This is a genomic window from Marinomonas sp. 5E14-1 (genome assembly GCF_039939215.1).
Classification (GTDB): Bacteria; Pseudomonadota; Gammaproteobacteria; order Pseudomonadales; family Marinomonadaceae; genus Marinomonas.
The window spans coordinates 89,603-115,676 of sequence record NZ_JBDXMW010000011.1 but is presented as its reverse complement, the minus strand read 5'-3'; the positions used below and the strand labels follow the sequence as shown (position 1 = coordinate 115,676).

The following is a 26,074-nucleotide window of genomic DNA, read 5'->3' as shown; positions in this document are numbered from 1 at the left end:
TACACGAGAGCCCCACATAGCCAATGCTGTGTGGGGCTTTTTATTGCAGATACGCATGTAAGAGAAGTAAGTCGTTAAGCTTATAATTAAGAGAAACCCGTTCTGCTAACGCAGAGCGGGCTTTTTCGTTTAGGCCTATTTGGAAATGAGAAGGTCTGGTAGAGAGTGTCTTGCTGTTCATTTACTTGGGCTTGTTTTGCGAGCGAAACGCGTCTGCGGAAATTAAAAAAACCACAATTACCTTTCTTATATATTCTGACGTATAGACGTCAGAATTCAATCTAATTTCTCTTTCAGTAGTATTCAACAGATCTGATTAAACTCTTGCCCAAACATCTCATTTGCGCAGGCTAAGAGTTTTGGTTTTGCTGAAAATAAAAAAATCCCCAATAGGTAATTCCATTGGGGATTATATGATAAGTGAAGCTCTATTTAGGTTATTGATTGTAAATAACTTAGGTGTTTATCCATTTGACTAACGGATGCTGTTAGCCAGCTCACTTAATAGGAAGCGTTGAGCGCTTCTGTATTGGTCTTTCCGTGGTTTAGATAACTGATATGAGCCATCACTTTGTAATAACCAGCTTTGCGTATTGTCCGATAAGTAGGCTTCAAGCTCTCTTTTAACTCGTCGAGCCAGTTTAAAGTCTTGGATCGGAAAAGCCACTTCCACACGGTTGTTTAAGTTTCTCTCCATGCCGTCTGCGCTTGATAAATAAACTTGCGGGTCACGGTTGTTGTAGAAGTAGTAAACGCGAGTATGTTCAAGGAAGCGGCCAATGATGCTGCGCACACGAATATTAGATGATACGCCTTTCACACCAGGGCGCAGAGTACATATGCCTCGTACAATTAGGTCAATCTTTACACCTGCTTGAGAAGCTTTATATAGAGCTTGTACTAATCGCTTTTCAGTCAGCGAGTTGACTTTAATAATGATGCGAGCGGGCTCGCCATTAAGAGCATTTTTAGCCTCTCTATTAACCATTTCTAACAAGCGATCGCGTAATGTGAATGGGGCATGCAGGAGCTTTTTTATTTTTAGCGCTTTACTCATTCCTGTTAGTTGTTGGAAGACGCGATGAACATCATCTCCAATTTCTTTATCGCATGTTAAGAAGCTGTAATCTGTATAAAGACGAGCGTTTCCGGCATGGTAGTTACCTGTACCTAAGTGTACGTAACGGTTAAGTTCGGAGCCTTCCCTGCGAACAATGATGATCATTTTTGCGTGAGTTTTATGGCGTACTACACCGTATACAACAATTGCGCCTGCGTCCTGTAATCGGCTCGCTAACGCTAAGTTTTCTGCTTCGTCAAAGCGCGCCCTAAGTTCGATAACAACAGTGACTTCTTTACCGTTACGAGCAGCTTCCACTAATGCATTGGCAATAGGTGAGCGAGCACCAGTGCGATAAAGGGTTTGGCGAATAGCAACGACGTTAGGGTCTTTTGCTGCTTCACTTAATAGGTCGATAACAGGAGCGAAGCTTTCAAATGGGTGCATTAATAAATAGTCGCGCTGTCTAATTGCTTCAAAAATTGTGGCAGAGTTTGATAGTTTTCTAGGCAAACCTGGTGAGAAAGGGGAATACATGAGATCGCTACGATCAACCAGGTCAATGACAGCCATTAGACGGCTTAAGTTTACCGGACCATCAATGCGGTATAGATCAGCCTGTTCCAAATCAAATTGTTTGAGTAAAGAGTCAACAATGTACAGAGGGCAATTTTCTGCTATTTCAAGTCTTACAGAGCTACCATAATGGCGACTTTGTAGCTCTGTACGTAAAGCGCCAGCTAAGTCGACACCGATATCGTCTGAGTCGACTTCTAAATCCGCGTTACGTGTTAGGCGGAATTGGAAACAGCCTCTTACAGTCATTCCAGGGAAAAGCTGATCTGCATGAGCGTGAATGATAGAAGACAAGAAAACTAAGTTATCGCCGCTTTCACAAACATCATCTGGCAATTTGACCAAGCGTGGCAAAGAGCTTGGTGCAGGTACAATGGCTAATCCGTTTTCCCGACCAAATGCATCACGACCTTCAAGTTCCACGACGAAGTTGAAGGTTTTGTTTGCAAGGCGTGGGAATGGGTGCGTTGGATCCAAGCCAATCGGGCTAATAACAGGTAAAACATTGTCATTAAAATAACTTTTTACCCATGCCGCCTCTTTCTCTGTCCATAAAGTACGACGAACAAAGCGAATATTTTCTTCTGCTAGCTTTGGAAAAATGATGTCATTTAGGATTTTATATTGGCGGCGAACCAATTTATGTGCTCGTTCACTAATTAGCTTTAGAACCTGTTTCGGGTGCATGCCATCAGGGCCGTTTTCTTCACGGCTGTATTCTACCTGACTTTTTAAACCCGCTACTCGAATCTCAAAGAACTCATCCATATTCGAGCTGAAAATACATAAGAACATGAGACGGTTTAGAATTGGGTGGTTTTCATCCATCGCCTGCTCAAGTACGCGAGCATTAAACTGAAGGTGGCTGAGCTCTCTGTTGAAGTAGAGTTCAGGGTCCGCTAAGTCAATTTCTTCTGGTAGGCGTTGCTCAATTGCGACTTTGCTTGAATCTTGTGGTTGTTCAGGAATAGGTTCTAGCACAAGTTCTTCTGCTACGGTTTCTATCACAGCATCGATTGCTAAATCCGGTACTAGAGCAATGTTAGGTTCTATGTTTTTAACTTCAGGTTGTTCAGACATGGGTTTTATTAACTCCTAAATACCGTCTTTTATATATTTGGTGTCTTTGCATTGAATATCGGCAAAGATCAGTAACCATTCACTAACGACATTGACTTACACAACCTGAAAACATATCACTCCCAAACTTTCTGCCTTGTTATTTAGTAAAGCTAACAAAGTGGTTGAAAGTTATGGAATCATTGTTTTTTTAGTAGGCGTGCTGCGTCCTTTGCAAAATAGGTTAGGATGCCATCCGCACCAGCACGTTTAAATGCTAGGAGCGATTCCATCATTACCGTATCTTTATCAAGCCAACCTTTCTCAAACGCTGCCATGTGCATGGCATATTCACCGCTCACTTGGTAAGCAAAGGTTGGCACTTCTAATTCTGTTTTTACTCTGTGGACAATATCTAGGTAAGGCATGCCAGGTTTTACCATGACCATGTCGGCACCTTCTTCTAAATCTAGCATAACTTCACGAATGGCTTCATTAGAATTCGCTGGGTCGATTTGATAGGTGAATTTATTGCCTTTACCTAAGTTACTGCTTGAACCAATTGCGTCACGGAATGGGCCGTAATAAGCCGAAGCGTATTTCGCCGCGTACGCCATGATTAATGTATTAATAAAGCCTTCCGCTTCTAATTCATCGCGGATTTCACCAATTCGACCATCCATCATATCGGATGGCGCCACTACATCTGCTCCAGCTTGTGCATGAGACAGTGCTTGTTTAACAAGTGTGTCGACTGTGACGTCATTTAATACATAACCTGTATCGTCGATGATGCCGTCTTGACCGTGTATTGTATAAGGGTCAAGCGCCACATCTGTTAATACACCAAGCTCAGGAAACGCTGCTTTTAAAGCCTTAACGGCACGTTGAACCAGTCCGTCTGGGTTATAAGATTCTTCAGCGAGTAAGGATTTTTTATCATTATTAATAACAGGGAACAAAGCAACGGTTGGGATGCCTAGCTCGACCAATTCTTTTGCTTCTTCTAGAAGTAAATCGATAGAGACACGATCAATGTTTGGCATGGATGGCACAGCTTCGCGCACGTTTGTTCCTTCAATAACAAACATCGGATAAATTAAATCATCTGCAGTTAAGTGGTGTTCACGCATGAGTCGACGAGAAAAATCATTCTTACGCATGCGGCGCATACGAGTATATGGAAACGTCATCCAATATCTCTCCTTTTCGCTGTTTGTAAATCTACTTTAGTATTATGACAATATTAAGTCAGTACGGGTTCAAATGCTTGGTGTTAAAGCAATGTTTACGTGTTTTCTTAATTACTTGGTTTTTCTCGACACTTATTACATACCCAGTTCTGATTCCGCTTCTTCTAATTCTTCTTGGACTTCAAACCAAGCTTCCTCACTTTCTGCTAACGCTCTTTTCCACTTGGCTTCGTCGCTTAGCAAAGCTTGTAATTTATCCCTTTGCTCTGCTTCATAAAGTGAGGAATCTGACATGGCATCTGAAATGTTATCGAGATGTTCTTGTGCCGTTTGAACGGCTTTTTCAAACTTCTCAATTTGCTTGCGCAAAGGGCGTAGCTTTTCTCGCATTTCGGCTGCTTTACGACGCTCTTCTTTGCGGTCTGTTTTTTCGACTTTGCCAACGTTTTGTTCACTTTTTTCCGCTTGGGTCTCGCTGGCTTGTCGAGCCTGTAACCACGCGTGATAAGCTGGTAGGTCGCCATCAAATGCTTGAATCTGGTTGTCAGCGACCAGATAGAATTCATCGACGGTACTGTTTAAAAGGTGACGGTCATGGGAAACCAATAAAATAGCGCCAGGGAATTCCTGTAAGGCTTCGGTCAAGGCCTGACGCATATCCAAGTCTAAATGGTTGGTCGGTTCGTCGAGTACTAATAAGTTGGGTTTTGTCCATGAAATCAGTGATAACGCTAAGCGCGCTTTTTCACCGCCAGAAAAGCCTTTTACAGGTCGCAGTGCGTCATCTCCAATAAATCCAAAGCCGCCTAGATAACGACGAATATCACTTTCTAAGACTTTTGGTGACAAGCGTTGAATATGGAGCAAAGGCGAGGCTTCTAAATCTAGCGCGCTGAGCTGATGTTGAGAGAAATAACCTATCTTCAGGTTTTCTCCGGTTACACGCTCGCCGGATAATATTTTGATTTCGCCAACAATGGACTTTATTAGTGTTGATTTACCTGCTCCGTTAGGACCGAGTAAGCCAATGCGTTGTCCATCTCGTAAAGTGAAGTTAGTTTGTCCTAGTTGTACTAAGGCTTCATTTGTCTCAGATATGTAGCCCAAGTCAGCTTGAGATAGATCGATGAGCTGTTGTGAGGTTTTCTCTGCAACGGGAATAGAGAATTGAAACTGCGAATCTATGTGTGCCGGCCCGATGATTTCCATTTTTTCTAGCATGCGCAAACGGCTTTGAGCCTGTTTTGCTTTATCTGCTTTGTAGCGAAAACGAGCAACGTATTGCTGTAAGTGTGCACGCTTTTCTAATTGCTTCTCATGATTAGCTTGTTGCTGAGCAAGGTGCTCTGCACGTTGGCGTTCGTAGTCTGAGTAGTTGCCTTTATAAAGTGTCAGGCGTTTTTGATAAACATGAACAATGTGGCTACAGATTCCATCAAGGAAATCTCTGTCATGAGATATTAAAAGTAGCGTTCCTGGGTATTGTCTTAACCAGTTTTCTAACCACATGACAGCGTCTAAATCCAAGTGGTTAGTTGGCTCATCAAGTAAGAGAACATCAGAAGGGCACATTAACGCTTTAGCCAGATTTAGACGAATACGCCAACCACCAGAAAAGTCCGAAACGGGCTTCTGCATATCCGACATTTTAAAGCCCAAACCTTGAAGCAGCGTTTCAGCTCTGGATTGAGCTGTGTAACCGTGTGCTGTTTCATATTCGCCTAACCAAGTTGCATGAGCGTGGTCGTCACCATTTTCTTGGGCCTTTGCAATGTTGCGTTCAATGAGTCGTAATCTATCGTCTCCGTCTAGACAATAATCCAAGGCACTGCGCTGTGTTTCTTCTACCTCTTGCGCCATAAAAGCAATGCGGCGGTTACCTGGGAGAATAATCTCGCCTGTGTCGGCATGTAATTCGCCTTTTATCATGGCAAATAATGAGGATTTCCCTGCGCCATTTGCGCCAATTAGACCGACTTTTTGGCCTTCGAATATCGTGAGATCTGCGTCTTCAAGTAAAAACTGAGTGCCACGCTGTAAGCTAACTTCAATAAACTGGATCATAAAAACTAGAAATCTCTTATCTCGACTATGAGAAGTAAAAATAGACGCTTAAATATCATGGAGAACATTTTAGAGTGCCGTTCGTGTAAACGAAATAGTAAGTCTGCATATTCCCAGTTTATCCACGCTTTAAAGTGGATGATTCGTTATCACAGAGGTAAAATGGCGGAAATATTAATAGGAATTTTTAACTCAGGACGTTTGGGCTGAGTAAGGTGTATTTTGTGAGTAATGTATCAATAAATGAAATCCAACGTTTTTCGTTCGATGGCACAAATGTTCGTGGTGAGCGTGTCTTTTTAAACAGTGCCTACCAAGACATTATTAAGCGTAAAGAGTATCCATTGCCGTTGGAAAAGCTGCTGGGTGAGTTTGTCGCTGCGATTGCCTTGTTAAGAGATATTATCAAGATTGATGGTGTTTTATCTATTCAAGCGAAAGGTCATGGTTTTCTCTCAACTCTGATGACGGAATGTGATGAACATCAGAATCTCCGAGGCATTGCGCAGTGGGATGACAGTCAAGAAGTTCCAGAGGTGATTTCCTTAAAAGAAATATTAGCTGGCGGTTATTTGGCTATCACGATTAAGCCGAGAAATGGGCAACGTTATCAAGGTATTGTAGAGGTTGTAGGGGGCACTTTATCTGAATGTCTGGAAGAGTATTTTACTCAATCTGAACAATTGCCGAGCCGAGTTTGGTTGGCAGCAAATGGTGCTCAGTGCGGCGGTTTATTTTTGCAACGCTTACCGAGTGAGCAAGCAAAAGAAGGCGATGAAGACGCATGGGAGCGATTTGCTCATTTGGCTTCAACAGTAAAAGAGGAAGAGCTATTAGGGCTTGAAACGGAAGTGTTATTGCACCGTTTGTATCATGAAGAAGAGGTGCGTTTGTACGATACTAAATCAATGCAGTTTGGTTGTTCTTGTTCTCGTCAACGAACTATGGATGCTGTGATGTCTCTTGGGCAAGAAGAAGTGCGAGAAATATTAATCGAACAAGGCAGTATCAAAGCTGACTGCCAGTTCTGCGCCGAGAAGTATGAATTCACGGCTGCCGATTTAGAGGACTCGCTTGGCGATCAGGCGAAAACCCACTAATTTTAGAAGGTAGCGTGCTTGATCAAGTCACGCCAAGATATCATGCCAATGACCTGTTCATCTTCATCGATGACAGGTAGGCAAGATATGTCTAGTTGCTTAAACCAAGTGAGAATTTCTTCTATCGATGTTTCCGCTTTTACAGCAATAGGTTGGCGAGTCATGACCTGATGAGCCGCTCGATTCAGGGTGTCTGTGTCTCTCGCTTGTTCTGATACCTTGTTGATAAAAGGGCTTATTAGCCGTAAAAGGTCTCGATCTGAGATAATGCCGACAAGCTTTCCATTGTCGGTGACTGGCAGATGATGAAAGTCATGCGTTTCCATGATCTTTTTTATGTCAGGAAGACGATCATCCATATCCACACTGATGACATTGTGAGTCATAATATCTTGTGCTTTCATTGCCTATCCCCTGAGTTTGATTTCTATCACTGTAAAGTGGAGATTTAGTATATTTATATTCAATATTATAATTTTAATACATTAGCAAAATCGAAACATGGTTTTTGTTAATGTTGTTAAAATGCATTATTGTGATGACAAGATCATCAAATGTCGCTTAATTTGTTTTTTAAGCTTCGAATATATCTACATTTTTGCTTTTAGCATCCAAGACATTATACATAAAATCCGTATAATCAGTTGTATATCTGTATAAGACCTTTTATGGGTTATCTGTCTTTGAATAGACAGTGTTTAAATGCAATAAAACCGCGTTCTGAGAAAAGACGAGAAAGTAATGCAATTACCTTAATTGTGTATTGATTGCTGGCCAAAAGCCTCCTTTCTAATCACTCTGAAATTCACTATTGGCTAAGACACGGCGAAATCCTATGACCTCAAATTCTGTAGATGTTTTACTAGTCGGGGGCGGTGCTATGAGCTCGACCCTAGGAATGCTCCTAAAGCAACTAGATCCTAATATGACCATGATGATGGTTGAGCGTTTAGACGGTGTAGCGAAAGAAAGTACTGATGGCTGGAATAATGCTGGTACAGGGCATGCTGCTTATTGCGAGCTGAACTATACCTCCTCCAACAAAGACGGCTCAATTAATATCGACAAGGCAGTGAATATTAATGCTGCTTTTGAAGTAAGCCTTCAATTCTGGTCATACCTTGTTGAACAAGGTCTAATGCCATCTTCTCAAGAATTTATACGTCGTGTTCCTCACCAGAGTTTCGTATGGGGCGAAAATAACGTCAAAATGTTGAAGGCTCGCTATGAAGCAATGAGCGCTCATCCTGCTTTTAAAGAAATGCAGTACACGGAAGACCGTGAAACGATGAGCGAATGGATGCCTCTCATTATGAATAATCGTAGCGGTGATGAGCCGCTTGCTGCGACTCGTATTGAACATGGTTCTGATGTGAATTTTGGCGCGATTGCTCGTAATATGGTGAAGCATTTAGAAAGTGTAGAAAGCTTTGACTTAAGCTTGAACACAGAAGTAAAAGCTTTGAAGAAAAAAGTGGATGGTCGTTGGGATGTGACAATTGAGCAGAATGGTACTCGATCTGTTATAGATGCAAAATTTGTCTTCTTAGGTGCTGGCGGCGGCGCATTGCCGTTGCTACAAAAAGCAGAAGTGAAAGAAGGGAAAGGATTTGGTGGCTTCCCTGTAAGTGGTCAATGGTTGGTTTGTGAAAACCCAGAATTGGTCGATCAGCATTTTGCCAAAGTGTATGGCGCGGCACCGATTGGCGCGCCACCTATGTCTGTTCCTCATTTAGATACTCGTATCATTGATGGTAAAAGAGCGATCTTGTTCGGCCCATTTGCAGGCTTCACGACAAAATTTTTGAAAACAGGGTCCTTCTTAGATTTACCGAAAAGTATCCAGTTCGACAATATTAAACCCATGCTGAGTGTCGGTAAGAACAATATGGATCTGACTCGTTACTTGATCAGTGAAGTGAGACAGTCTCATAAAGATCGTTGTAATTCTTTACGTCAGTTTTTTCCTGATGCACAGGATAAAGATTGGAAACTTGCTTACGCTGGTCAGCGAGTTCAAATCATTAAGAAAAATGCTGAAGGTGGTGGTAAGTTAGAATTTGGTACTGAGGCGATCACGACAGAAGATGGTTCTTTAGCAGCATTGTTGGGCGCGTCTCCTGGTGCATCTACAACAGTCAATACAATGATAGGTATTATGGAGCGCTGCTTTAAAGATCGTATTGCGACACCAGAATGGCAAGAAAAAATGAAGGAAATGGTGCCTTCATATGGTGAGTCATTGGTGGAAAGTACGGATTTATTGCTGTCTATCCGTGAACGTACACTGACAACATTGAACCTAAAGCCTTAATTTTTCATCGATAAAAATAAGATGCTGAAAAGCTGGGTCTGTCCCAGCTTTTTTATAGCGCTTCTACTAAGTGGTTAAGAGAAAAGAGATTAAATATGACAACAACGTTTGCAGATCGTGCAGATCAGCTATGTGATACATTACGTGAAATGGAGCATCAAGCAGAAGAAGGAGATCAGCTATTTTATTGTGCTTATCTTTTAGGTTTGTTGGGGCTTCATAGTAGTACAGAAGGTGAAGGGAAGAGTGCGTTTGATGTTGCCTTCACTGATGTGTTAAAAGAAACGCTTATTGCAGAAGGTGTTGTGGAAGCGGATCAAGAGCAAATTATTGCATTGTGGGATGCAGTCTGCGAACAAGCAGAATAAAAAAGCAGCAGCAAGATATCAATAAAAAAAGAGAGGTCTTTAGTAAGGTCTCTCTTTTTTGCGCTAAATAAAGGGCTACAGACTTGGCTTAGCTGGACGTGGTGCGTAAGCAAAAACATCAGAGAAGCAGCGTTCTTGTGTTAATCCTTTCAGCTCAAGTTGGTCTAATGTGCCGTAAACCATTCCGACAGAACCGCAGATGAAGGCAGCAGAATTGCTCAAATTGGAGTGGTCTTCTAAAACAGCTTCATACAGCCAACCTGTTCTTCCCTGCCATGTGTCATTGCTTTCATTGACGATAATATCCACAGAGAAAGATGCACCTTCTTTAGCTTCTGCTAACCAAGCTTGTGCAAAGATATCTTCAGCGCTTCTTAATCCCCAATAGAAGGAAACTTTCCCAGAAAATTTTTGCTCAACCAATGAACTATAAAGGCTTTTTATTTGCGCAAATCCTGTACCGCCAGCAATCAATAAAATGTGCTCTGGTGCAGAATGTAAAACGCCATTTTCTAAATGGCAGTCGCCACCTGGAGCCTTAATTGTGATTGCCTCATTTGATTTAATATGTTCTACCACTTTATGAGCTAATGACTCAGGGCCCGAAACAAGAATGTATAAGGTAAGGTTGGGTAGCTCATGAGGAGCGCTTCCAATCGAGTAAGGAACTTGTTCTCCTGTTGGTAAGGCAATCATTAAGTATTGACCTGCAATAAAAGAGAGGTCGTTTACCTGCAAAGTAACTTGATATACATCTTTGTTAATTAACTCAACAGTGTTTACCTTTGCGGTGAGGTCTTCCATATAAAGCTCCGATACAAGTCATGTCTACAAAGGTAGAGGCGCTGACTGGTGATAATAATCTGTTAATGTAGGTAAAAAAAAGCCACTTTAATCAAGTGGCTTGTTTGTCTTGCACACTAGGCAAGCTTATTTGTTTTTGCCTTTCATAGACTCAAAGAATTCATCGTTTGTTTGAGTTACTTTTAGTCGATCGATTAGGAATTCTGTTGCGGCAACATCTTCCATAGGATTCAATAGTTTACGAAGAATCCACATGCGTTGTAATTCGTCTTCAGACGTTAATAAGTCTTCACGGCGTGTGCCAGATCGACGAATGTTAATCGCAGGGAAAGTACGCTTCTCAGCAATTTTACGATCAAGGTGAAGCTCTGAGTTACCTGTACCTTTGAATTCCTCAAAGATAACTTCGTCCATTTTTGAACCAGTATCAACAAGCGCTGTTGCGATGATAGTCAAACTACCGCCTTCTTCGATATTACGAGCGGCACCAAAGAAACGTTTTGGACGTTCCAATGCGTTTGCGTCCACACCACCAGTCAATACTTTACCAGAGGAAGGAATGACTGTGTTGTAAGCACGAGCTAGACGAGTGATGGAATCAAGAAGAATCACAACATCACGTTTATGTTCGACAAGGCGTTTGGCTTTTTCAATTACCATTTCAGCAACTTGTACGTGGCGCGCTGGTGGCTCGTCAAAGGTAGACGCCAATACTTCACCGCGCACTGTGCGAGACATTTCTGTTACTTCCTCTGGGCGCTCATCAATAAGTAGAACGATCAGATGGCAATCAGGGCTGTTGCGCGTGATGGCATTTGCGATGTTTTGTAGCATGAAGGTTTTACCCGCTTTAGGCGGAGAAACAACCAAGGCACGCTGACCTTTACCCATTGGGGCAACAAGGTCGATGATACGAGATGTAACGTCTTCAGTAGAGCCGTTACCTGCTTCCATTAATAAGCGATCATCTGGAAACAGAGGTGTTAAGTTTTCAAAAAGAATCTTGTTGCGAACGCTTTCTGGCTTATCAAAGTTAATTTCATTTACTTTTAATAATGCAAAATAACGTTCGCCATCTTTAGGTGGACGAATCTTCCCTGCGATTGTGTCGCCAGTACGAAGGTTAAAACGTCGGATTTGGCTTGGCGAGACATAAATATCATCTGGTCCTGCTAGGTAAGAGCAGTCAGGTGAACGTAAAAAGCCGAAGCCGTCTTGTAGAATTTCTAGAATACCGTCACCGTAAATGTCTTCTCCGCCTTTAGCGTGACGCTTTAGGATCGAGAAAATAACATCTTGTTTACGAGAACGAGCCATGTTGTCTAGGCCCATTTCTGATGCAATTTCTAAAAGTTCGTGTACTGATTTCTGTTTTAAGTCGGTAAGGTTCATAAATGGGTTTTTTGTATTAGCTCATCTGAGGAAAAATGACGGAATCAATGTTACTTAATAAGCAACCATAATCTATGTCTGGAAGTATTTAACAATGTATCAGCTACTCGGCACGAAAAAACACGGAGCAATAATATTTAGTTTTTGCCCCTGTTTGAAAGACCCGATTCGGGTAAGCCAATACAGCGCGAAACAATTTGATTGGAGTTAAAATAAGAAAGATATATTTCTACATTCCTATTCCAACAGTCAGTACTATAGTTCGACTTAAAGGTGAGGTCTATAGTCAAATTCAGGAAAAAACCACTTTTTTGTTAATTTTTTGATCAAGTTCAGGTTTTTTATCTATTAAATAGTTCCATAGTGCTTGATTTTCACAAAACTAGGTTTAGATTTATAAAAAATTCATCTAACACGGCTTGTTTTTGATACTTTGTTAATCATGAAGTGTCTCTTCAACTGATATACTTTGTGTTTACTATGATTTCTGAGACATAAGGCGACGTCAATGCAATCTCTCTTTTTGCAACAATCTCATGATTTTCCATTTGAAAAAATCGCAGCTATTGACCTTGGGTCAAACAGTTTCCACATGGTTACAGCTCAAGTAACGCACGGGCAACTGCGTATCACTGGTGAGTTCGGTGAAAAGGTTCAGCTTGCTGCAGGGTTGGTGGACAGTCACTTGGATGATGAATCGCAACAAAGAGGTTTAGATTGCCTAGCGCAATTTGCTCAAGTGATTGCAGACATGCCGGCAGGATCGGTTCGAATTGTAGGAACCAACGCATTACGAGTCGCAAAGAATCGATATGACTTTATTGGTAAGGCTATGGATATCATGAGCCACCCAGTTGAGATCATTGCGGGCAGGGAAGAAGCCCGATTGATTTATGTCGGTGTTTCTAGAACCATGGATCATGGCGATGCAAAAAGATTAGTGGTTGATATAGGTGGAGGCAGTACGGAGTTTATTATAGGACAGCAGCTTGAGCCTATTCTCACTGAAAGTCTTCATATGGGGTGTGTGAGTTTTAAAAAGCGCTTCTTTGATGATGGCGTAATTAATAAAGCGAATTTTCAAAAAGCAGTGACTGCCGCACGATTAGAATTATTAAGTATCCAAGATGATTATCTTGATGAGTCATGGGATGTGGCGATTGGTTCATCTGGTACGGCTAAAGCTGCGTTTAATATTATTAAAGAAAATAACTGGGGCAAAAAAGGAGTTACCCCTAAAACACTAAAGCAAATCCAAAAGGCGCTATTCGCCGCAGGTCATGCAGATAATATTGACCTAATAGGGCTTAAACCTGAACGGAAAAATACCTTTGCAGCAGGTATTGCGATTTTAACGGCCGTTTTTGAATGCTTCTCTATTAAACAAATGGACTTTTCAAACGGTGCACTTCGTGAAGGTGTCTTATATGACATCATGGGACGATATGCTGAAACGGACATTCGTGAGCGTACAGTAAACTACATGTTGAATCAGTATCATATTGATACGGAGCAGGCCAAATTGGTTACGCACACGGCTTTGTCTGCGCTTGCGCAAGTGAAAGATAATTGGAATCTAAACAGTATTTCCAGTGAAGACTTGCTCCGTTGGGCAGGCTTGTTGCATGAAGTGGGCGCTGGGATTTCTCATAGCCGATACCATAAACATGGTGCTTATATTATTAAAGAGTCTGATATGCCAGGCTTCTCTCAGCAGGAGCAGCAAGCTCTGGCCAATTTGATTCTGCGCCATCGACGTAAATTTACTCAATCATTGGATTATCGATTTACAAAAAGTGATCAACAGGACTTAGATGGTTTATCTATTCTTCTGAGATTGTCGATATTGCTGCATGATGATAGGAAAGAGGGCGATATGCCAATTTTCACTTTAAAGGCAGATGGTAAGAGCTTGCATGCTGAGTTTTTGCCTGAATGGCTAGATGGGCGACCGCTAACATTGGCAAACTTACAACGGGAAGCCGAAGCATTAGCTGTTGTTGGGTATACGCTGACGTTTAGCTAGTCTTTAGCTTAAGCTATCGATAGAGCGATATAGATCTGCGACCTCTTCACGCTGCAGTCCGGATATTCGAGAGAGACGACCAATGCTTGATGTAATTTGTACCGTCTCTTTCCCTTCTTTTTCTTCTTCTGTCTTTTCTAGCAGGCCTGCTTGGTTTTGGTTGGCAAGCATGTGCTTAGCTTGATCTGAAATTTGCACAAAGCCAGATGCCTCTCGAGGGTTTGAGTGCGTGTCTTTGTCTGCCTGCATTGAAAGAGAAGGCATATATAATGAGTTGTTTGATATTGAAGAGATCGACAAAACAGCCACCGTTATAATAGTTGTCTGATTTACCTGATTATAGTCATATAAATGTAGTCTATTTTTTGAATATTTCAACTCTTTTTAGATGATCGGAAAAGAAGGCGTAGTTTTCTGGTTCTTTGTATCTTTCGCCATTTTTGAAAAACTTGGATTTATTTTAAATTCTCATTAAGCATATTAGTGTCATTGCTATACAAGGATGATATTGTTTATAAGAATATGACTAAACAACCGCATATCTTACAGATTGCATATCTGCTTGAGGTTGTTGGGTAAACAGTCCAAATTATCTGTTGTAAGTAATTTGCTTCAAAAAGGATACCGCATGAGCCAAGAAAAACTCCCAATAGAACATCTTTATTTTACTGAAACGAATCTGGAACAGATTTTAGAAAATCTTGATGTTGTTCGTAATAAGATTCATCCGCAGTTAGTGGAGGAAGATGGTGTAAATGAGCAGGTTTTTCCGTCAGTTTGCCTGATTGGCTTAGGGCGTTGTGGGTCTAATATTGCGTTAGATGTTGCTTCTTTGGTATACGAAGCAAGAGCAAGCTACATGCGTGAGATTGAGAGCCAAGACATATTGGATGGCGAACAAGAGTTCCGTCCGATGCGATGGATCAGAAAGCATTTACCAATGGAAGATAAGGATGGATTCAAGCCAGTTTTCCTCATTGAGCCAATTGTCTTATTGGGTGACTTAGATAAAGACATCGAAGGCCGTATTCGTTTCTCTAATGATGAAGGCCGTGCACAGTTCTTAAAAGAATATAAAAAATTACAGATTATGGACTTGTCCGAAGTTCATGCTGGTGGTGCAGGTAACGCACCAATCTTAGGTCAATATTTGGCTAAGATTATCCTGAATAAAGACGCAACGACCTTTATTAATGAAGAGTGGAAGCAGCTGCATTCCTACCTTGTTGATTCTTGTGGTATCAAAGCTAATCAATCTCGACTTTACTTTTACATCTTTAGTGCGGGCGGTGGTACAGGTTCTGGTATGGCGTCTGAGTTTGGTTTGGCTCAACAGTTCTCTTATTTGAGTAAAACCTTCGACTACCGCTCAGATCAAAGCCAAAGCCGTTTGGCTGATAAGCGACACAGCTTTGTGTTTGAACCTATTTTTACCTCTGGTATTTGTATTTTACCGAACATCTCTGGGAAGAATGTTGAGATTTCAGAAGCGCTTCATATCAATGCTGGTCGTTTATTGACCAAGTACATATCCGAAGAGTGGAACTTCTCTTATAACGAAGAGCGAGATAACGACGAATTACCTGAAGATGTTATGGAACGTATCCGCCCTTGGAACTCCATGATGTTGATATCTAACGATATTATGCGTTATGCAGAAGAGGAAGACGGTGGTGATGTTGAAAGTATCGATGTGAATACAATGGAGAAATACGCGAACCAGTATATTTCTCAGCAGATCTTTAATATTTTGACCGCTCAAGCGGTAACAACAGATTATGATGAAGATTACTTTCGTCGAGCTGGTATTGATATTTCTGAAACCATTCGTTTGGATGCCAATGACTTGTTTATGAGTTTAGCGGGTCCTGTTGCGGTTGCTTACGCCGAAAGTGTGGTAAATGATGGTGTTCGCCAAGACAATGTTGATATTGATGATTTGTTCTGTCGTTCGATCGAATTGCCACATTTTAATGCTGAAACCTCCGCAATTGAAGGGGTTAGTGTGTTGCCCGTCGAGTCAGAGAAATATCGCGATGCGATTAAGGTATATAGAAAGAGCGGTTTTGATGCGAGCACGTTAAATCATCTGCACTTCTTTAAAAACTGTTCATCTATTGTGTCTATTATCTCTCTACCACGAGATTACAAATTGTCATTCACGGCGCTGAATCGCCTGAAAATGCATTTGAACCGTTTATGTCCAAACACCACATTGAAGCGTTACGCGCTTGTTATTGGTGCATCGGCAAATTTATCATTGACCACTTTGATTGCAAAAAGTCCATGTTTAAGTGATGATTTTTTGACCTTGATGGTCGCTTACATGAAGCGGTGTTTTGCGCGTGATGAGTTCCGTTATACAAATGAAATAGACCAAGCCATTATCAGCATGATTCAAGATGATGAATTTGATGATGCTTTAGTGGATAAATATTTCACGGCTTATGAAAACCCAGCTAAGATCCTTGATACGAACTGGTATGCGATTAAGCCTATGTACGAGAAGAAGTACCGTGAGCTTATCGAGAGTCCTCAAAGCTTCGTGTCTATTAATGATATTCGTTTAGACGTAAATAACGTGAAGAATGCCATTAAGTATCTTCGCGAGATTTATCGTCATCGAATCAGTAAAACGAGTGTTCTTACTCTTAACGCTTAATAGAACTCGTTAAATATTGATTAATCTTGCTTAAAAAAGGCGATCTCATCTGAGGTCGCCTTTTTTATTACGTGGCTGTTACAAGAATTGGCCTAACAATTGAATGCTTGAAGCACTGCGCTTTTTACTTCTATATCTTTGTTTTAAAATGCTATTTGGGCGCTTTTAAGCTTGACGCGTTATTTTGGTTTTGATGAGGGATTATATGTCTGAGCTTTACTGGTTGCTGACTACTTCTGTGCTTGTATTCATTATGCAAGCAGGCTTTTTATGTTTGGAAAGTGGTCGAATAAGAAGTAAAAACAGTATTAATGTTGCAGCTAAAAATATATCAGACTTCATTGTATCGACGATTTTGTTTTGGTTATTCGGCTTTGGAATTATGTTTGGTGATTCGATTGGTGGGTTCTTTGGCTTCAGCGATTTCTTTTTTAGCGAGCAACACACCCCTTGGCAGATCAGCTTTTTTGTTTTCCAAATGATGTTCTGCGGCACAGCTGCGACATTAACCTCGGGCGCTGTGGCTGAACGAATGACTTTTATGGGGTATTTAGCCATTACAGTAGTGCTGAGTACATTGATTTATCCAGTGGTTGGGCATTGGTCATGGTCCGGTGTCTATTCTTCGACAGGAGGTCAAGGCTGGTTAGAGGCTAAGGGTTTTATCGACTTCGCGGGCTCTACCGTAGTGCATTCTGTTGGTGGCTGGATCGCATTAGTGTCCATTATGATTATTGGACCTCGAATTGGTTTCTTTGAACAGAAGATCCGGTTGCCTCCTGGAAATAACCTTCCTTTATCGACTCTTGGCGTTTTATTAATTTGGTTGGGCTGGTTTGGTTTTAATGGCGGAAGTACGCTGGCGTTAACGAATAATGTGCCAACGATTATTTTAAATACTTTTATCTCTGCTGCTTGGGGAGGACTCGTAGCGGTTTCCATCAATTACTTCCGTGATGGTTATGTTGATGTTAGTGCGGTTCTTGGTGGTGTGATTGCTGGCTTAGTAGGTATTACCGCAGCTTGTCATATTGTTTCACCTAGTGCTTCTGTGATTATTGGCGGCGTGTCTGGTTTAGTTGCGTATTTTGGTAATCTGCTAATGAAAGCATGGAACTTGGATGATGCTCTTGATGTTGTGCCAACACATTTATTTGCTGGTATATGGGGAACCTTGTGTGTGGCCTTATTTGGGCAAAAAGACAAAATTGCTAATGGTTTAACCTTTTGGGATCAGTTATGGATTCAGGCTTTTGGTGTTGTTGTGATTGGCTTGTATTGCTTCATTGTCGGTTATGCATTTATATGGCTGATAAATCGTTTTATGCCGTTAAGAGTAACCAAAGAACAAGAAGAGCAAGGTCTTAATGTTTCTGAACATAAAGCCACAACGGAATTGTTTGATTTGCTTACCACCATGCAATATCAGCAAAACAATGCAGATTTTTCGACCCCCGTGCCAGAGGAGCCTTTTACTGAAGTAGGTCAGATTGCTCGTAAATATAACCAGGTTATTGAGCGCGTGAGCAGTGAAATCACGCAACGAGATGATGCATTAATGCGCTTTCAAGAAAGTGAAATGCGTAAATCTGCCATTCTGAACTCTTCGATGGATTGCATCATTACGATTAACCGCTTTGGCTCTGTTATGGAGTTTAATCCCTCAGCTGAGCGTACTTTTGGCTGCTTAAAAAATCAGGTGGAAGGAAAGAGTTTTGTTGGTTTATTTGTACTTGAAGAAGATAGAAAGCAAATTTTTCAGAGTCTCGATTCTGGTTTCTCTACTTCAACTGGTTTGATCTTGAATCGCCGTAATCCATTTCGTTTACAGCGAGCTCCAAACGATCATTTTCCAGCTGAAATTACGATCACAAAAACACAAGCTAATGGTGACAGTGAGTACACACTTCACATTAAAGATATGACGCGTGACATGAAACTACAGGAACGTTTAAAGTTTCTGGCGTACAGTGATCCGCTAACAAGTTTGTACAATCGAACTTATTTTATGGATTCTCTTGTTCGTGCTTTAGCTGTATCAGAAAAGAAGAAAGAGTCCGTTGGCGTTCTGTTTTTAGACTTAGACAAGTTCAAATTAATCAACGACACATTAGGACATAAAGCGGGTGATGAGCTGCTCTGTGAAGTTGCTCGACGTTTATTTGAAGTTGCTGATGAGAGTGATGTGGTCGCCCGCTGGGGTGGTGATGAGTTCATTTTTATGATGACGGACAACGTCAGCACAAATCATTTAATGAGCCGAGCAAACCAGATTTTAGATGTTATGCGAAAAAGCTTTGTATTAAGTGGACAAGATTGTTCAGTTCCAGTGAGTATCGGCATTGCCTGTTCTTATGAGCAGACAATAGAAGCGGCTAAACTTATTCAGCAAGCAGATATTGCCATGTACTGCGCGAAGGAAAAAGGTCGTGATAACGCCCAACTATTTACGCAAGAAATGGCGAGTTTAGTGACTCAGAGGTTTGGCTTTGATAAAGAGATACAAGACGCTCTCGCTTCTGACCAGTTCTCTTTGGTGTTTCAACCCAAGGTACAAATGGAAAAAGAGAACATCTTAGGCTTGGAAGCATTAGTTCGTTGGAACCACCCTTCAAAAGGCTTTATTTCCCCTGGAGAGTTTATTCCTATCGCAGAAGAGTCGAATTTAATTATCAAGGTCGATGAGTGGGTTATTGATACGGCCTTAAAGCAACAAAAAGCATGGTGTGATACAGGTGTTGATGTTGTGCCTATTGCTGTCAATTTATCGGGACGTCATTTAGTGTCTGAAAGCGTGGTGGATTATATTTCACAAAAACTAGATTTCTATAACCTTTCAGGAAGCATGCTGGAGATAGAGATTACCGAGGGCGTTTTGCTCACAGATATTCAGCGCTGTATTGAAGTTATGACAGAGTTAAAGGCATTGGATATTAAAATATCTATAGATGATTTCGGTACAGGCTATTCGTCTCTTAATTACTTAAGACGTTTGCCTTTGAACACCTTAAAAATTGATCAATCTTTTATAGAAGAGTGTGACAAGCATACGGAAGACGTGAAAATCTGTGAAACTATTATTAGTCTGGCAAATGGGCTAGGTTTAATTGTTATTGCTGAAGGCGTCGAAACAATATCGCAAGCAGAGACATTAAAGTCTCTGGGGTGCGAGATATTCCAAGGGTATTTTTACCATAAACCAATGAAAAGTGATGAGGTTGTAAAACTACTTTAGAATAGCTTTACGGTTTTGGCTCTTCGCGCTCTCGTATCGTTTCCATAAGTTCTTGGTTTTTAGTTTTTTCGATTGGCTTAGTACGATAATGCAAAGCGGTTTTTGCAATCATATTTGCTGCAACCGGTGCTGTGATGAGAAGAAAAAGCGTAATCAGTAACTCTTGAACAGAGAAAACACCCTTCAAATGGCTTTGGAATACCATAGAAGCAACCAAAACGCCTGTGATTCCTAGCGTTGAGGCTTTGGTTGGACTATGAAGTCTCATGTAAATATCAGGGAGGCGAGCTAGTCCATAAGAACCGACAAGCAAAAACACACCGCCAATTAACAACGCAATACAGATAATAATTTCGAGATAAAAGGGCATGAATATATCCTATTCTATGATGTCGCCGCGGAGTAAGTACTTACAAAGTGCAGCAGTGCTCACAAAGCCTAACATGGCAATTAATAGTGCCGCCTCAAAATACAAGGTGCTTCTCATGTAAATGCCATACAACAATATAAGTGCAATCGCATTAATGTACATGGTATCCAAGGCTAAAATTCTTTCTGATAGTGTCGGGCCTTTCAGCAACCGCCATAAATTCAAAATCAAAGCGACACAAATAAAAGAAGCAACAATAGCTATGGTCAAATTTAGCATCCGAAAATCTCCTTAATAGGCTTTTCATAGCGCTGCTTAATGGATTTAATCAATTCGGCTTCGTTATCCAAATGAAGAGCATGAATATAAAGCCATGCTCTATCCTTTGACACTTCAGCGCTGACTGTTCCTGGTGTAAGCGATACGGTACTGGCCAAAATAGTAATACCGAGATCAGAGTTCATTTCTATTGGAACCGCCACAAAACCGGGCTTGAGTCGTTTTAGAGGTCCAACAATTAACAAGGCAACTTCCAAGTTAGCAACCACGATATCCCACATCACCATGAGAACATAACGGACTGCTAGCCAAGGCTTGAGTATCTTCGGGTGCTCGTCTCGCATTCCTCTGACAAGCCAAGGAATAGTAATAGCGAAAAAGGTCGCTAAGACGATATGTCCTGCGCTGACTGAGTTATTGAGTAATAGCCAAACAGTAAAAAGTAAAAGGCTATGGAAAGGCATAGGAAATAACATTAGCGGGTTACTCCTGGTAATAAGTCATAAGCAGAAGACTGGATGTCATGCAGGTAATAAGCTGCTTGTTGTGTAAACTCACTGATCTCACCACCAAACAGAGCCAGTGTTGGTGATGCTAGAAGCAATAAGCCAATACCTGCTATTTCAGTCGGTTTAGCTGGTTCTGCATCTGAAGAGGCGGAGCCATTATGACGCCAAAATAAGGTTGTACCTGCTCTTGAAAAAGTCACCAGTGCAGCTAGGCTTCCGACTAAGATTAACGGCCAAACCCACATAGTTTGTGCTGTTGATTGAGTAGCTTGAAGAATCATGATCTTGCCAACGAAACCAGACAACGGAGGCATACCGATTAATGCTAACGCTGAAAACGCAAATGCAACCCCAAGCAGTTTTGGCTGAACAAACGGACGCGAGTGAACAAAGCGATCTTCTGCCTTACCGCGTTGTCTTGCCATAACATCAGCGAGTAAAAATAAGCCGGCAGAAGCCAACGTACTATGAACCATGTAATACAAGGCTGCTGATGTGGCTGCTTCAGAATTGATAGCTGCACATGCAAGTAAGCTGCCGCTGGAAACAATCACCAGATTTGCACTCATGATACGGATGTTCGGACTAGCAAACACGCCAATGCTGCCAATAAGAATCGTAAGTAACGCCAGCGGCCATAACCAAGGCGTTGCGACATTTGCTAACTCCCCAGCATGTTCACCGAAAATGACGGTATATACTCTAAAAATACTGTAAATGCCGACTTTGGTCATGATGGCAAAAAGTGCGGCAACTGGCGCGCTGGCGCTAGCGTAGGTCTTTGGTAGCCAGAAATGCATAGGCAGCATAGCGGCTTTTAATCCAAAAACGACTAATAGTAACAGAGCTCCTGTTTTGGCAAGTGTAGCAGTTTCACCTTCCAATTGACTCACTTTGATGGCCATGTCAGCCATATTTAGTGTGCCAAGTGTGCCGTATAAAATCCCTAAACCGAATAGGAATAAGCTGGAGCCAACAAGGTTTAGAATGACGTAATGCATTGCGGCCTGTGTTTTTTGCTTGCCACCGGCGTGAACAAGCAGAGCGTAAGACGCAATAAGCAGTACTTCGAAGAAAACAAATAAGTTGAATATATCTCCTGTTAAGAAGGCGCCGTTAATCCCCATGATTTGGAACATAAATAATGGGTGAAAATAAGCGCCACCTTTGTCTTTGCCAGAGATCGAATACAACATAACAGCAAAGGCTAGAAAGGAGGTTAGTAAAACCAATAAGCTGGAGATCCTGTCGGCAACGAGTGCAATGCCGAATGGGGCTTGCCAGCCACCTAAGGCATAAAGTTGGACCCCTTCGTTATCTACTTTAAAAAGTAGTGCGACAGAAGAGGCAAGTAAAAACAATGTACCGACAATAGAGCTGATACGTTGTGAACTGATGTCACGAGAAATTGGCGGTAGCAACATAATTGCGCCAAACAACAAGGGAATCAGAATCGGAAAAATGCTCAAATGCTGCATTTAGTGATGCCCTCCTGATTTATAGGTTGGATCACCTGGTTGTGCAGGCAGCACACCGTCCACATGGTCGTTTCCTAAGTCCGCACGGGCTCGCATGGCTAATATGACGGCAAACGCTGTCATCGCGAAACCAATCACAATTGCTGTTAAAACTAATGCTTGAGGAAGTGGATCACTGTATTGTTCCGACTGTCCTAAAACTGCCGCAGCATTGAGTTTGAGACGCCCACTTGCGAACAAGAATAAATTTACCGCATAGGATAATAAGGTTAAGCCCATTACCACAGAAAAACTGCGTCCGCGTAAAGTTAAGAAAATACCGCAGGCGGTTAATAAGCCGACGCAAAAAGCGTATATACCTTCCATTAATCATTCTCCTTTTGTATAGGACGTTCGCTGGTGGTTAATTGACCAAGATTAGCAAGAATCAACATAGTGGCACCCACTACAGTAAGGAAAACTCCAAGATCAAATATCATTGCACTAGCAAGCTCGAATTTGCCAATGACAGGTAAGTAGAAGTAATCGAACCAAGAAGACAAGAAGGTGTGACCAAATCCCCAACTTCCTAAACCACTAAGGGTGGCAATGCCTATTCCTGAGCCGATCATGATCTGATAATCCAACTTAACGCGGGTTTTAATCCATTCCACACCATGACCCACGTATTGTTGAATAATGGCAACGGAAGTGATTAAGCCAGCGATAAAGCCACCGCCTGGCATGTTGTGCCCGCGTAAGAAAATATAAGCTGACACAAGCAAGGCGAGAGGCAACAAACTCTGCGAGATAACAGCAAGCAAAATAGGATTTTTGTCTTCTGACCAAGCCAATCCTCTGTCGTTACTGGACGGCATAAATAAGCGCATTCTCGCGATTAATTTATAAATACCAAGCGCGGCGATGCCTAATACGGTAATTTCACCTAACGTATCGAAGCCACGGAAATCTACTAAAATGACATTGACTACGTTGGTGCCGCCACCGCCTGTTTTACTGTTTTCAGTGAAGAAGGTGGATATGGTGTCGAGTGGACGCGTCATCAATGCATAGCAAATGGTTCCCACCACGCCACCGATTAAAGAGGCCAGGCTCAAGTCGCGAACAACACGACGTGGAGAGGATTCTTTAGGTGTTTTTTGTGGCAAAAAGAACAAGGCTAAAATCAACAAGATAACGGTCACGACTTCTACTGAAAGCTGAGTCAGCGCTAAATCCGGAGCGGAGAATTGAGCAAACGCTAAAGAGACTATCAGCCCCACGACAGACAACGTAATAAGAGCAACAACACGTCGCCTGTGCCATAACACAGTGGCTAAAGCGGAAATTGAAAGTAATACAGCAGCTGTTATAGACACTGCATCAACCGGGATTTCCGGACGTTGGCCTGCTGTTGCGTTTAACTTTATTAAAGATGCGGCGGTCATAATGACGGCCAACAGCAAAGTGAAGAAGGTATAGCGCTGTAAAGAGCCGTTTTCGGTGAAGCTGATAAAGCGACTAGCAGCAGATGTTAATGATTGCACAACGCCTTCAAAGACTAATTTAGGGTCACTTTTCGGAAATTGAGCTTGGAACTTAAATAGATGTGATCGATTCTGGTACATAACCAAACCACCAATTAAGGCGATAATACTCATCAATAGTGGCAAGTTAAAACCATGCCAAATGGACAAGCTGTAACTTGGCGGAGTCGTATTGAGTGTCGCACTTGCTGCCGAGTACAATAGATCGCCAACCATGTAGCTAGGGAAAACCCCAACCAACAAACATAAAGCCACAAGAATCTCGACTGGAACTCGCATGTAGCGAGGTGGTTCATGAGGCGTTTTCGGTAAATTGATTGGTTCACCATTGAAGAATACGTCGTGGATAAAACGCATAGAATAAGCGACCGCAAAAACACCACCTAAGGTTGCCAATACAGGAATGAGCCAAGATAAAGAGCCAAGAGACGCTTGATGCAGAGTTTCAGTAAAAAACATTTCTTTTGATAAGAAGCCGTTCATTAAAGGCACACCCGCCATCGAAGCGGACGCCACCATGGCCAAGGTTGCCGTATAAGGCATGTATTTCCATAAGCCATTGAGCTGACGCATATCACGGGAGCCAGATTCATGGTCGATAATACCAGCAGCCATGAACAGGGAAGCTTTAAATATGGCGTGGTTAATAATATGGAAAATAGCTGCCACTGCCGCTAAATCTGTTCCCATTCCTAACAATAAGGTAATCAGCCCTAAATGACTGATGGTGGAATTTGCCAACAAGCCTTTTAAGTCGTGTTGGAATAGCGCGATATAAGCACCCATTAAGAAGGTTGCAAGACCAGTCAAGCTGACAATCAAGAACCACAAATCTGTATCGGCGAGAGCAGGATAAAAACGGGCCATCAAAAAGATGCCGGCTTTTACCATAGTGGCTGAGTGTAAATAGGCACTTACTGGCGTTGGTGCTGCCATCGCGTTTGGTAGCCAGAAATGGAAAGGGAACTGAGCGGATTTTGTAAAAGCACCGAGTAAAACCAAGACAACAATGACTGGATAACTCGCACTGGCTTTAATGAGGTCGCCACTGTCTAGCACGGTTTGCAGACTGAAACTGCCAACTGTATTCCCTAGAATCAATAAACCTGCAAGCAACGCGAGACCACCGGCACCGGTTACGGTAAGTGCCATTCTAGCGCCTTTTCGTGCTTCTGTTTTATGCCCCCAAAAACTGATTAATAAGAAGGAGCTGATACTGGTCAGTTCCCAGAAAAACCACAGTTGAATCAGATTGTCAGACAGCACCACACCTAACATGGCAAACATAAACAGCATGAGATAAGCGTAAAATTTTCCCATTGGATCTTTATCAGACAAATAATATCGGGCGTACAAAATAACTAGTAAGCCAATGCCTAAAATAAGAATTGAGAAGAGCAAGGCTAATCCGTCGAGTCTAAATGCCAATTCCAAACCAATGGAAGGAATCCATGGAATAGCCGCTTGGAAGCGTTCCCCTTGAATAATGTCTCCAGCGTTCATCAATATCAGAACTAGTGTTAATGCAGGTAATACCGCGGTCAGAAAGGTACATTCAGTACGGCTGAGGCGGTTTGAAATAAGTGGAATTAAGGTTCCTAATAATGGAAGAAAGGGTAGCCAGATAAGAGAGTTCAAGAAAAAAGCTCCTCTACTATTAAGAATAAGTCACAATCAAAGGATGGTGCGCGCATGGTTATCGTCCTAACAGGCGGTCTCATATGTGCTGATTTCTACCAACTAAATTGACAACAATGTGGATTTCACAATAAACAAGCATAGCCTTTTACTAACCGAATCAATAGTCTAAAACCAAAGACATAGGAAAAAATATCATAAATGCTTGGAAAAACATTACTATTTTAGAAGGAGGGTAGCAGAAAAAGTTCCTTCACTTGCGCCTTTAATGAATTGTCCTTCGAAAACAGAGACCGGCCTTTCCTTTCCAACAAAACTTACGCTGATCGTATTAAGGAAAGAAACGTAATTTGCCTTAATCTTCGTTTCTTTAAAGCTTATGTTCGGGAATTATCTTCTTCAAATTAAAAAATAAAATTCT

At 41.8% G+C, this 26,074-nt stretch carries 19 protein-coding genes; 6 read left to right on the top strand and 13 right to left on the bottom strand.

What is annotated here, in order from left to right; translation table 11 throughout:
* Positions 1-475: 475 nt before the first annotated feature.
* The 3 genes from ppk1 to ABFY09_RS11445 all read right to left on the bottom strand — a co-directional run bounded on the left by ppk1 (position 476) and on the right by ABFY09_RS11445 (position 5,952).
* Positions 476-2,716 carry a polyphosphate kinase 1 gene (ppk1, locus tag ABFY09_RS11455; RefSeq protein WP_347984456.1) on the bottom strand — a complete coding sequence of 747 codons (2,241 nt, stop codon included), beginning with the start codon at positions 2,714-2,716 and terminating at the stop codon, positions 476-478.
* 179 nt (positions 2,717-2,895) lie between these two features.
* On the bottom strand, positions 2,896-3,888 hold the full coding sequence (gene hemB / locus ABFY09_RS11450; protein ID WP_347984455.1) for a porphobilinogen synthase: 993 nt from the start codon (positions 3,886-3,888) through the stop codon (positions 2,896-2,898).
* 135 nt (positions 3,889-4,023) lie between these two features.
* Positions 4,024-5,952: an ATP-binding cassette domain-containing protein gene (locus ABFY09_RS11445; RefSeq protein ID WP_347984454.1), complete on the bottom strand. Its 1,929-nt coding sequence runs from the start codon at positions 5,950-5,952 to the stop codon at positions 4,024-4,026.
* Positions 5,953-6,176: 224 nt separating this feature from the next.
* Between ABFY09_RS11445 and hslO the strand changes: the two genes are divergently transcribed.
* Positions 6,177-7,052, top strand: a complete 876-nt coding sequence (gene hslO / locus ABFY09_RS11440) for an Hsp33 family molecular chaperone HslO (protein WP_347984453.1) — start codon at positions 6,177-6,179, stop codon at positions 7,050-7,052.
* A gap of 2 nt (positions 7,053-7,054) precedes the next feature.
* Here the strand turns inward: hslO and ABFY09_RS11435 are convergent, their stop codons facing one another.
* Positions 7,055-7,456, bottom strand: coding sequence for a CBS domain-containing protein (locus ABFY09_RS11435; protein ID WP_347984452.1), 402 nt, complete (start codon positions 7,454-7,456; stop codon positions 7,055-7,057).
* Between the two features lie 431 nt (positions 7,457-7,887).
* Between ABFY09_RS11435 and mqo the strand changes: the two genes are divergently transcribed.
* Both mqo and ABFY09_RS11425 read left to right on the top strand, forming a co-directional pair.
* Positions 7,888-9,366, top strand: a complete 1,479-nt coding sequence (gene mqo, locus ABFY09_RS11430) for a malate dehydrogenase (quinone) (RefSeq protein ID WP_347984451.1) — start codon at positions 7,888-7,890, stop codon at positions 9,364-9,366.
* 95 nt (positions 9,367-9,461) lie between these two features.
* Positions 9,462-9,734, top strand: a complete 273-nt coding sequence (locus ABFY09_RS11425) for a hypothetical protein (RefSeq protein WP_347984450.1) — start codon at positions 9,462-9,464, stop codon at positions 9,732-9,734.
* A gap of 75 nt (positions 9,735-9,809) precedes the next feature.
* Here the strand turns inward: ABFY09_RS11425 and ABFY09_RS11420 are convergent, their stop codons facing one another.
* Together ABFY09_RS11420 and rho are read right to left on the bottom strand one after the other, a co-directional pair.
* A complete protein-coding gene (locus ABFY09_RS11420; protein WP_347984449.1) occupies positions 9,810-10,538 on the bottom strand; it encodes an NAD(P)H-flavin reductase in 729 nt (242 codons plus the stop codon).
* A 126-nt stretch (positions 10,539-10,664) separates the two neighbouring features.
* Positions 10,665-11,930: a transcription termination factor Rho gene (gene rho / locus ABFY09_RS11415; protein ID WP_347984448.1), complete on the bottom strand. Its 1,266-nt coding sequence runs from the start codon at positions 11,928-11,930 to the stop codon at positions 10,665-10,667.
* A 508-nt stretch (positions 11,931-12,438) separates the two neighbouring features.
* Here rho and ABFY09_RS11410 point away from each other — a divergent pair.
* Positions 12,439-13,956 (top strand): Ppx/GppA phosphatase family protein, encoded by a 1,518-nt coding sequence (locus ABFY09_RS11410; protein ID WP_347984447.1) that lies wholly within the window; start codon positions 12,439-12,441, stop codon positions 13,954-13,956.
* A gap of 3 nt (positions 13,957-13,959) precedes the next feature.
* Here ABFY09_RS11410 and ABFY09_RS11405 read toward each other — a convergent pair whose 3' ends face one another.
* Complete coding sequence (locus ABFY09_RS11405; RefSeq protein WP_347984446.1) at positions 13,960-14,256, bottom strand: hypothetical protein; 297 nt, start codon at positions 14,254-14,256, stop codon at positions 13,960-13,962.
* A gap of 328 nt (positions 14,257-14,584) precedes the next feature.
* Between ABFY09_RS11405 and ABFY09_RS11400 the strand changes: the two genes are divergently transcribed.
* Positions 14,585-16,618: a hypothetical protein gene (locus ABFY09_RS11400; protein ID WP_347984445.1), complete on the top strand. Its 2,034-nt coding sequence runs from the start codon at positions 14,585-14,587 to the stop codon at positions 16,616-16,618.
* Positions 16,619-16,823: 205 nt separating this feature from the next.
* Positions 16,824-19,853, top strand: coding sequence for an ammonium transporter (gene amt / locus ABFY09_RS11395; protein WP_347984444.1), 3,030 nt, complete (start codon positions 16,824-16,826; stop codon positions 19,851-19,853).
* A gap of 7 nt (positions 19,854-19,860) precedes the next feature.
* Here the strand turns inward: amt and ABFY09_RS11390 are convergent, their stop codons facing one another.
* The 6 genes from ABFY09_RS11390 to ABFY09_RS11365 are packed head-to-tail and all read right to left on the bottom strand — an operon-like array spanning position 19,861 to position 25,653.
* Positions 19,861-20,223: a Na+/H+ antiporter subunit G gene (locus tag ABFY09_RS11390; protein ID WP_347984443.1), complete on the bottom strand. Its 363-nt coding sequence runs from the start codon at positions 20,221-20,223 to the stop codon at positions 19,861-19,863.
* A gap of 9 nt (positions 20,224-20,232) precedes the next feature.
* Positions 20,233-20,502, bottom strand: a complete 270-nt coding sequence (locus ABFY09_RS11385; protein ID WP_347984442.1) for a K+/H+ antiporter subunit F — start codon at positions 20,500-20,502, stop codon at positions 20,233-20,235.
* Positions 20,496-20,978, bottom strand: coding sequence for a Na+/H+ antiporter subunit E (locus tag ABFY09_RS11380; RefSeq protein WP_347984441.1), 483 nt, complete (start codon positions 20,976-20,978; stop codon positions 20,496-20,498). The genes ABFY09_RS11385 and ABFY09_RS11380 overlap by 7 nt, the downstream gene beginning before the upstream one ends.
* A complete protein-coding gene (locus tag ABFY09_RS11375; RefSeq protein WP_347984440.1) occupies positions 20,978-22,489 on the bottom strand; it encodes a monovalent cation/H+ antiporter subunit D in 1,512 nt (503 codons plus the stop codon). Before ABFY09_RS11375 ends, ABFY09_RS11380 begins: the two co-directional genes overlap by 1 nt.
* Positions 22,490-22,855 carry a Na+/H+ antiporter subunit C gene (locus ABFY09_RS11370; protein WP_347984439.1) on the bottom strand — a complete coding sequence of 122 codons (366 nt, stop codon included), beginning with the start codon at positions 22,853-22,855 and terminating at the stop codon, positions 22,490-22,492.
* Positions 22,855-25,653 carry a monovalent cation/H+ antiporter subunit A gene (locus ABFY09_RS11365; RefSeq protein ID WP_347984438.1) on the bottom strand — a complete coding sequence of 933 codons (2,799 nt, stop codon included), beginning with the start codon at positions 25,651-25,653 and terminating at the stop codon, positions 22,855-22,857. The genes ABFY09_RS11370 and ABFY09_RS11365 overlap by 1 nt, the downstream gene beginning before the upstream one ends.
* Positions 25,654-26,074 lie beyond the last annotated feature (421 nt).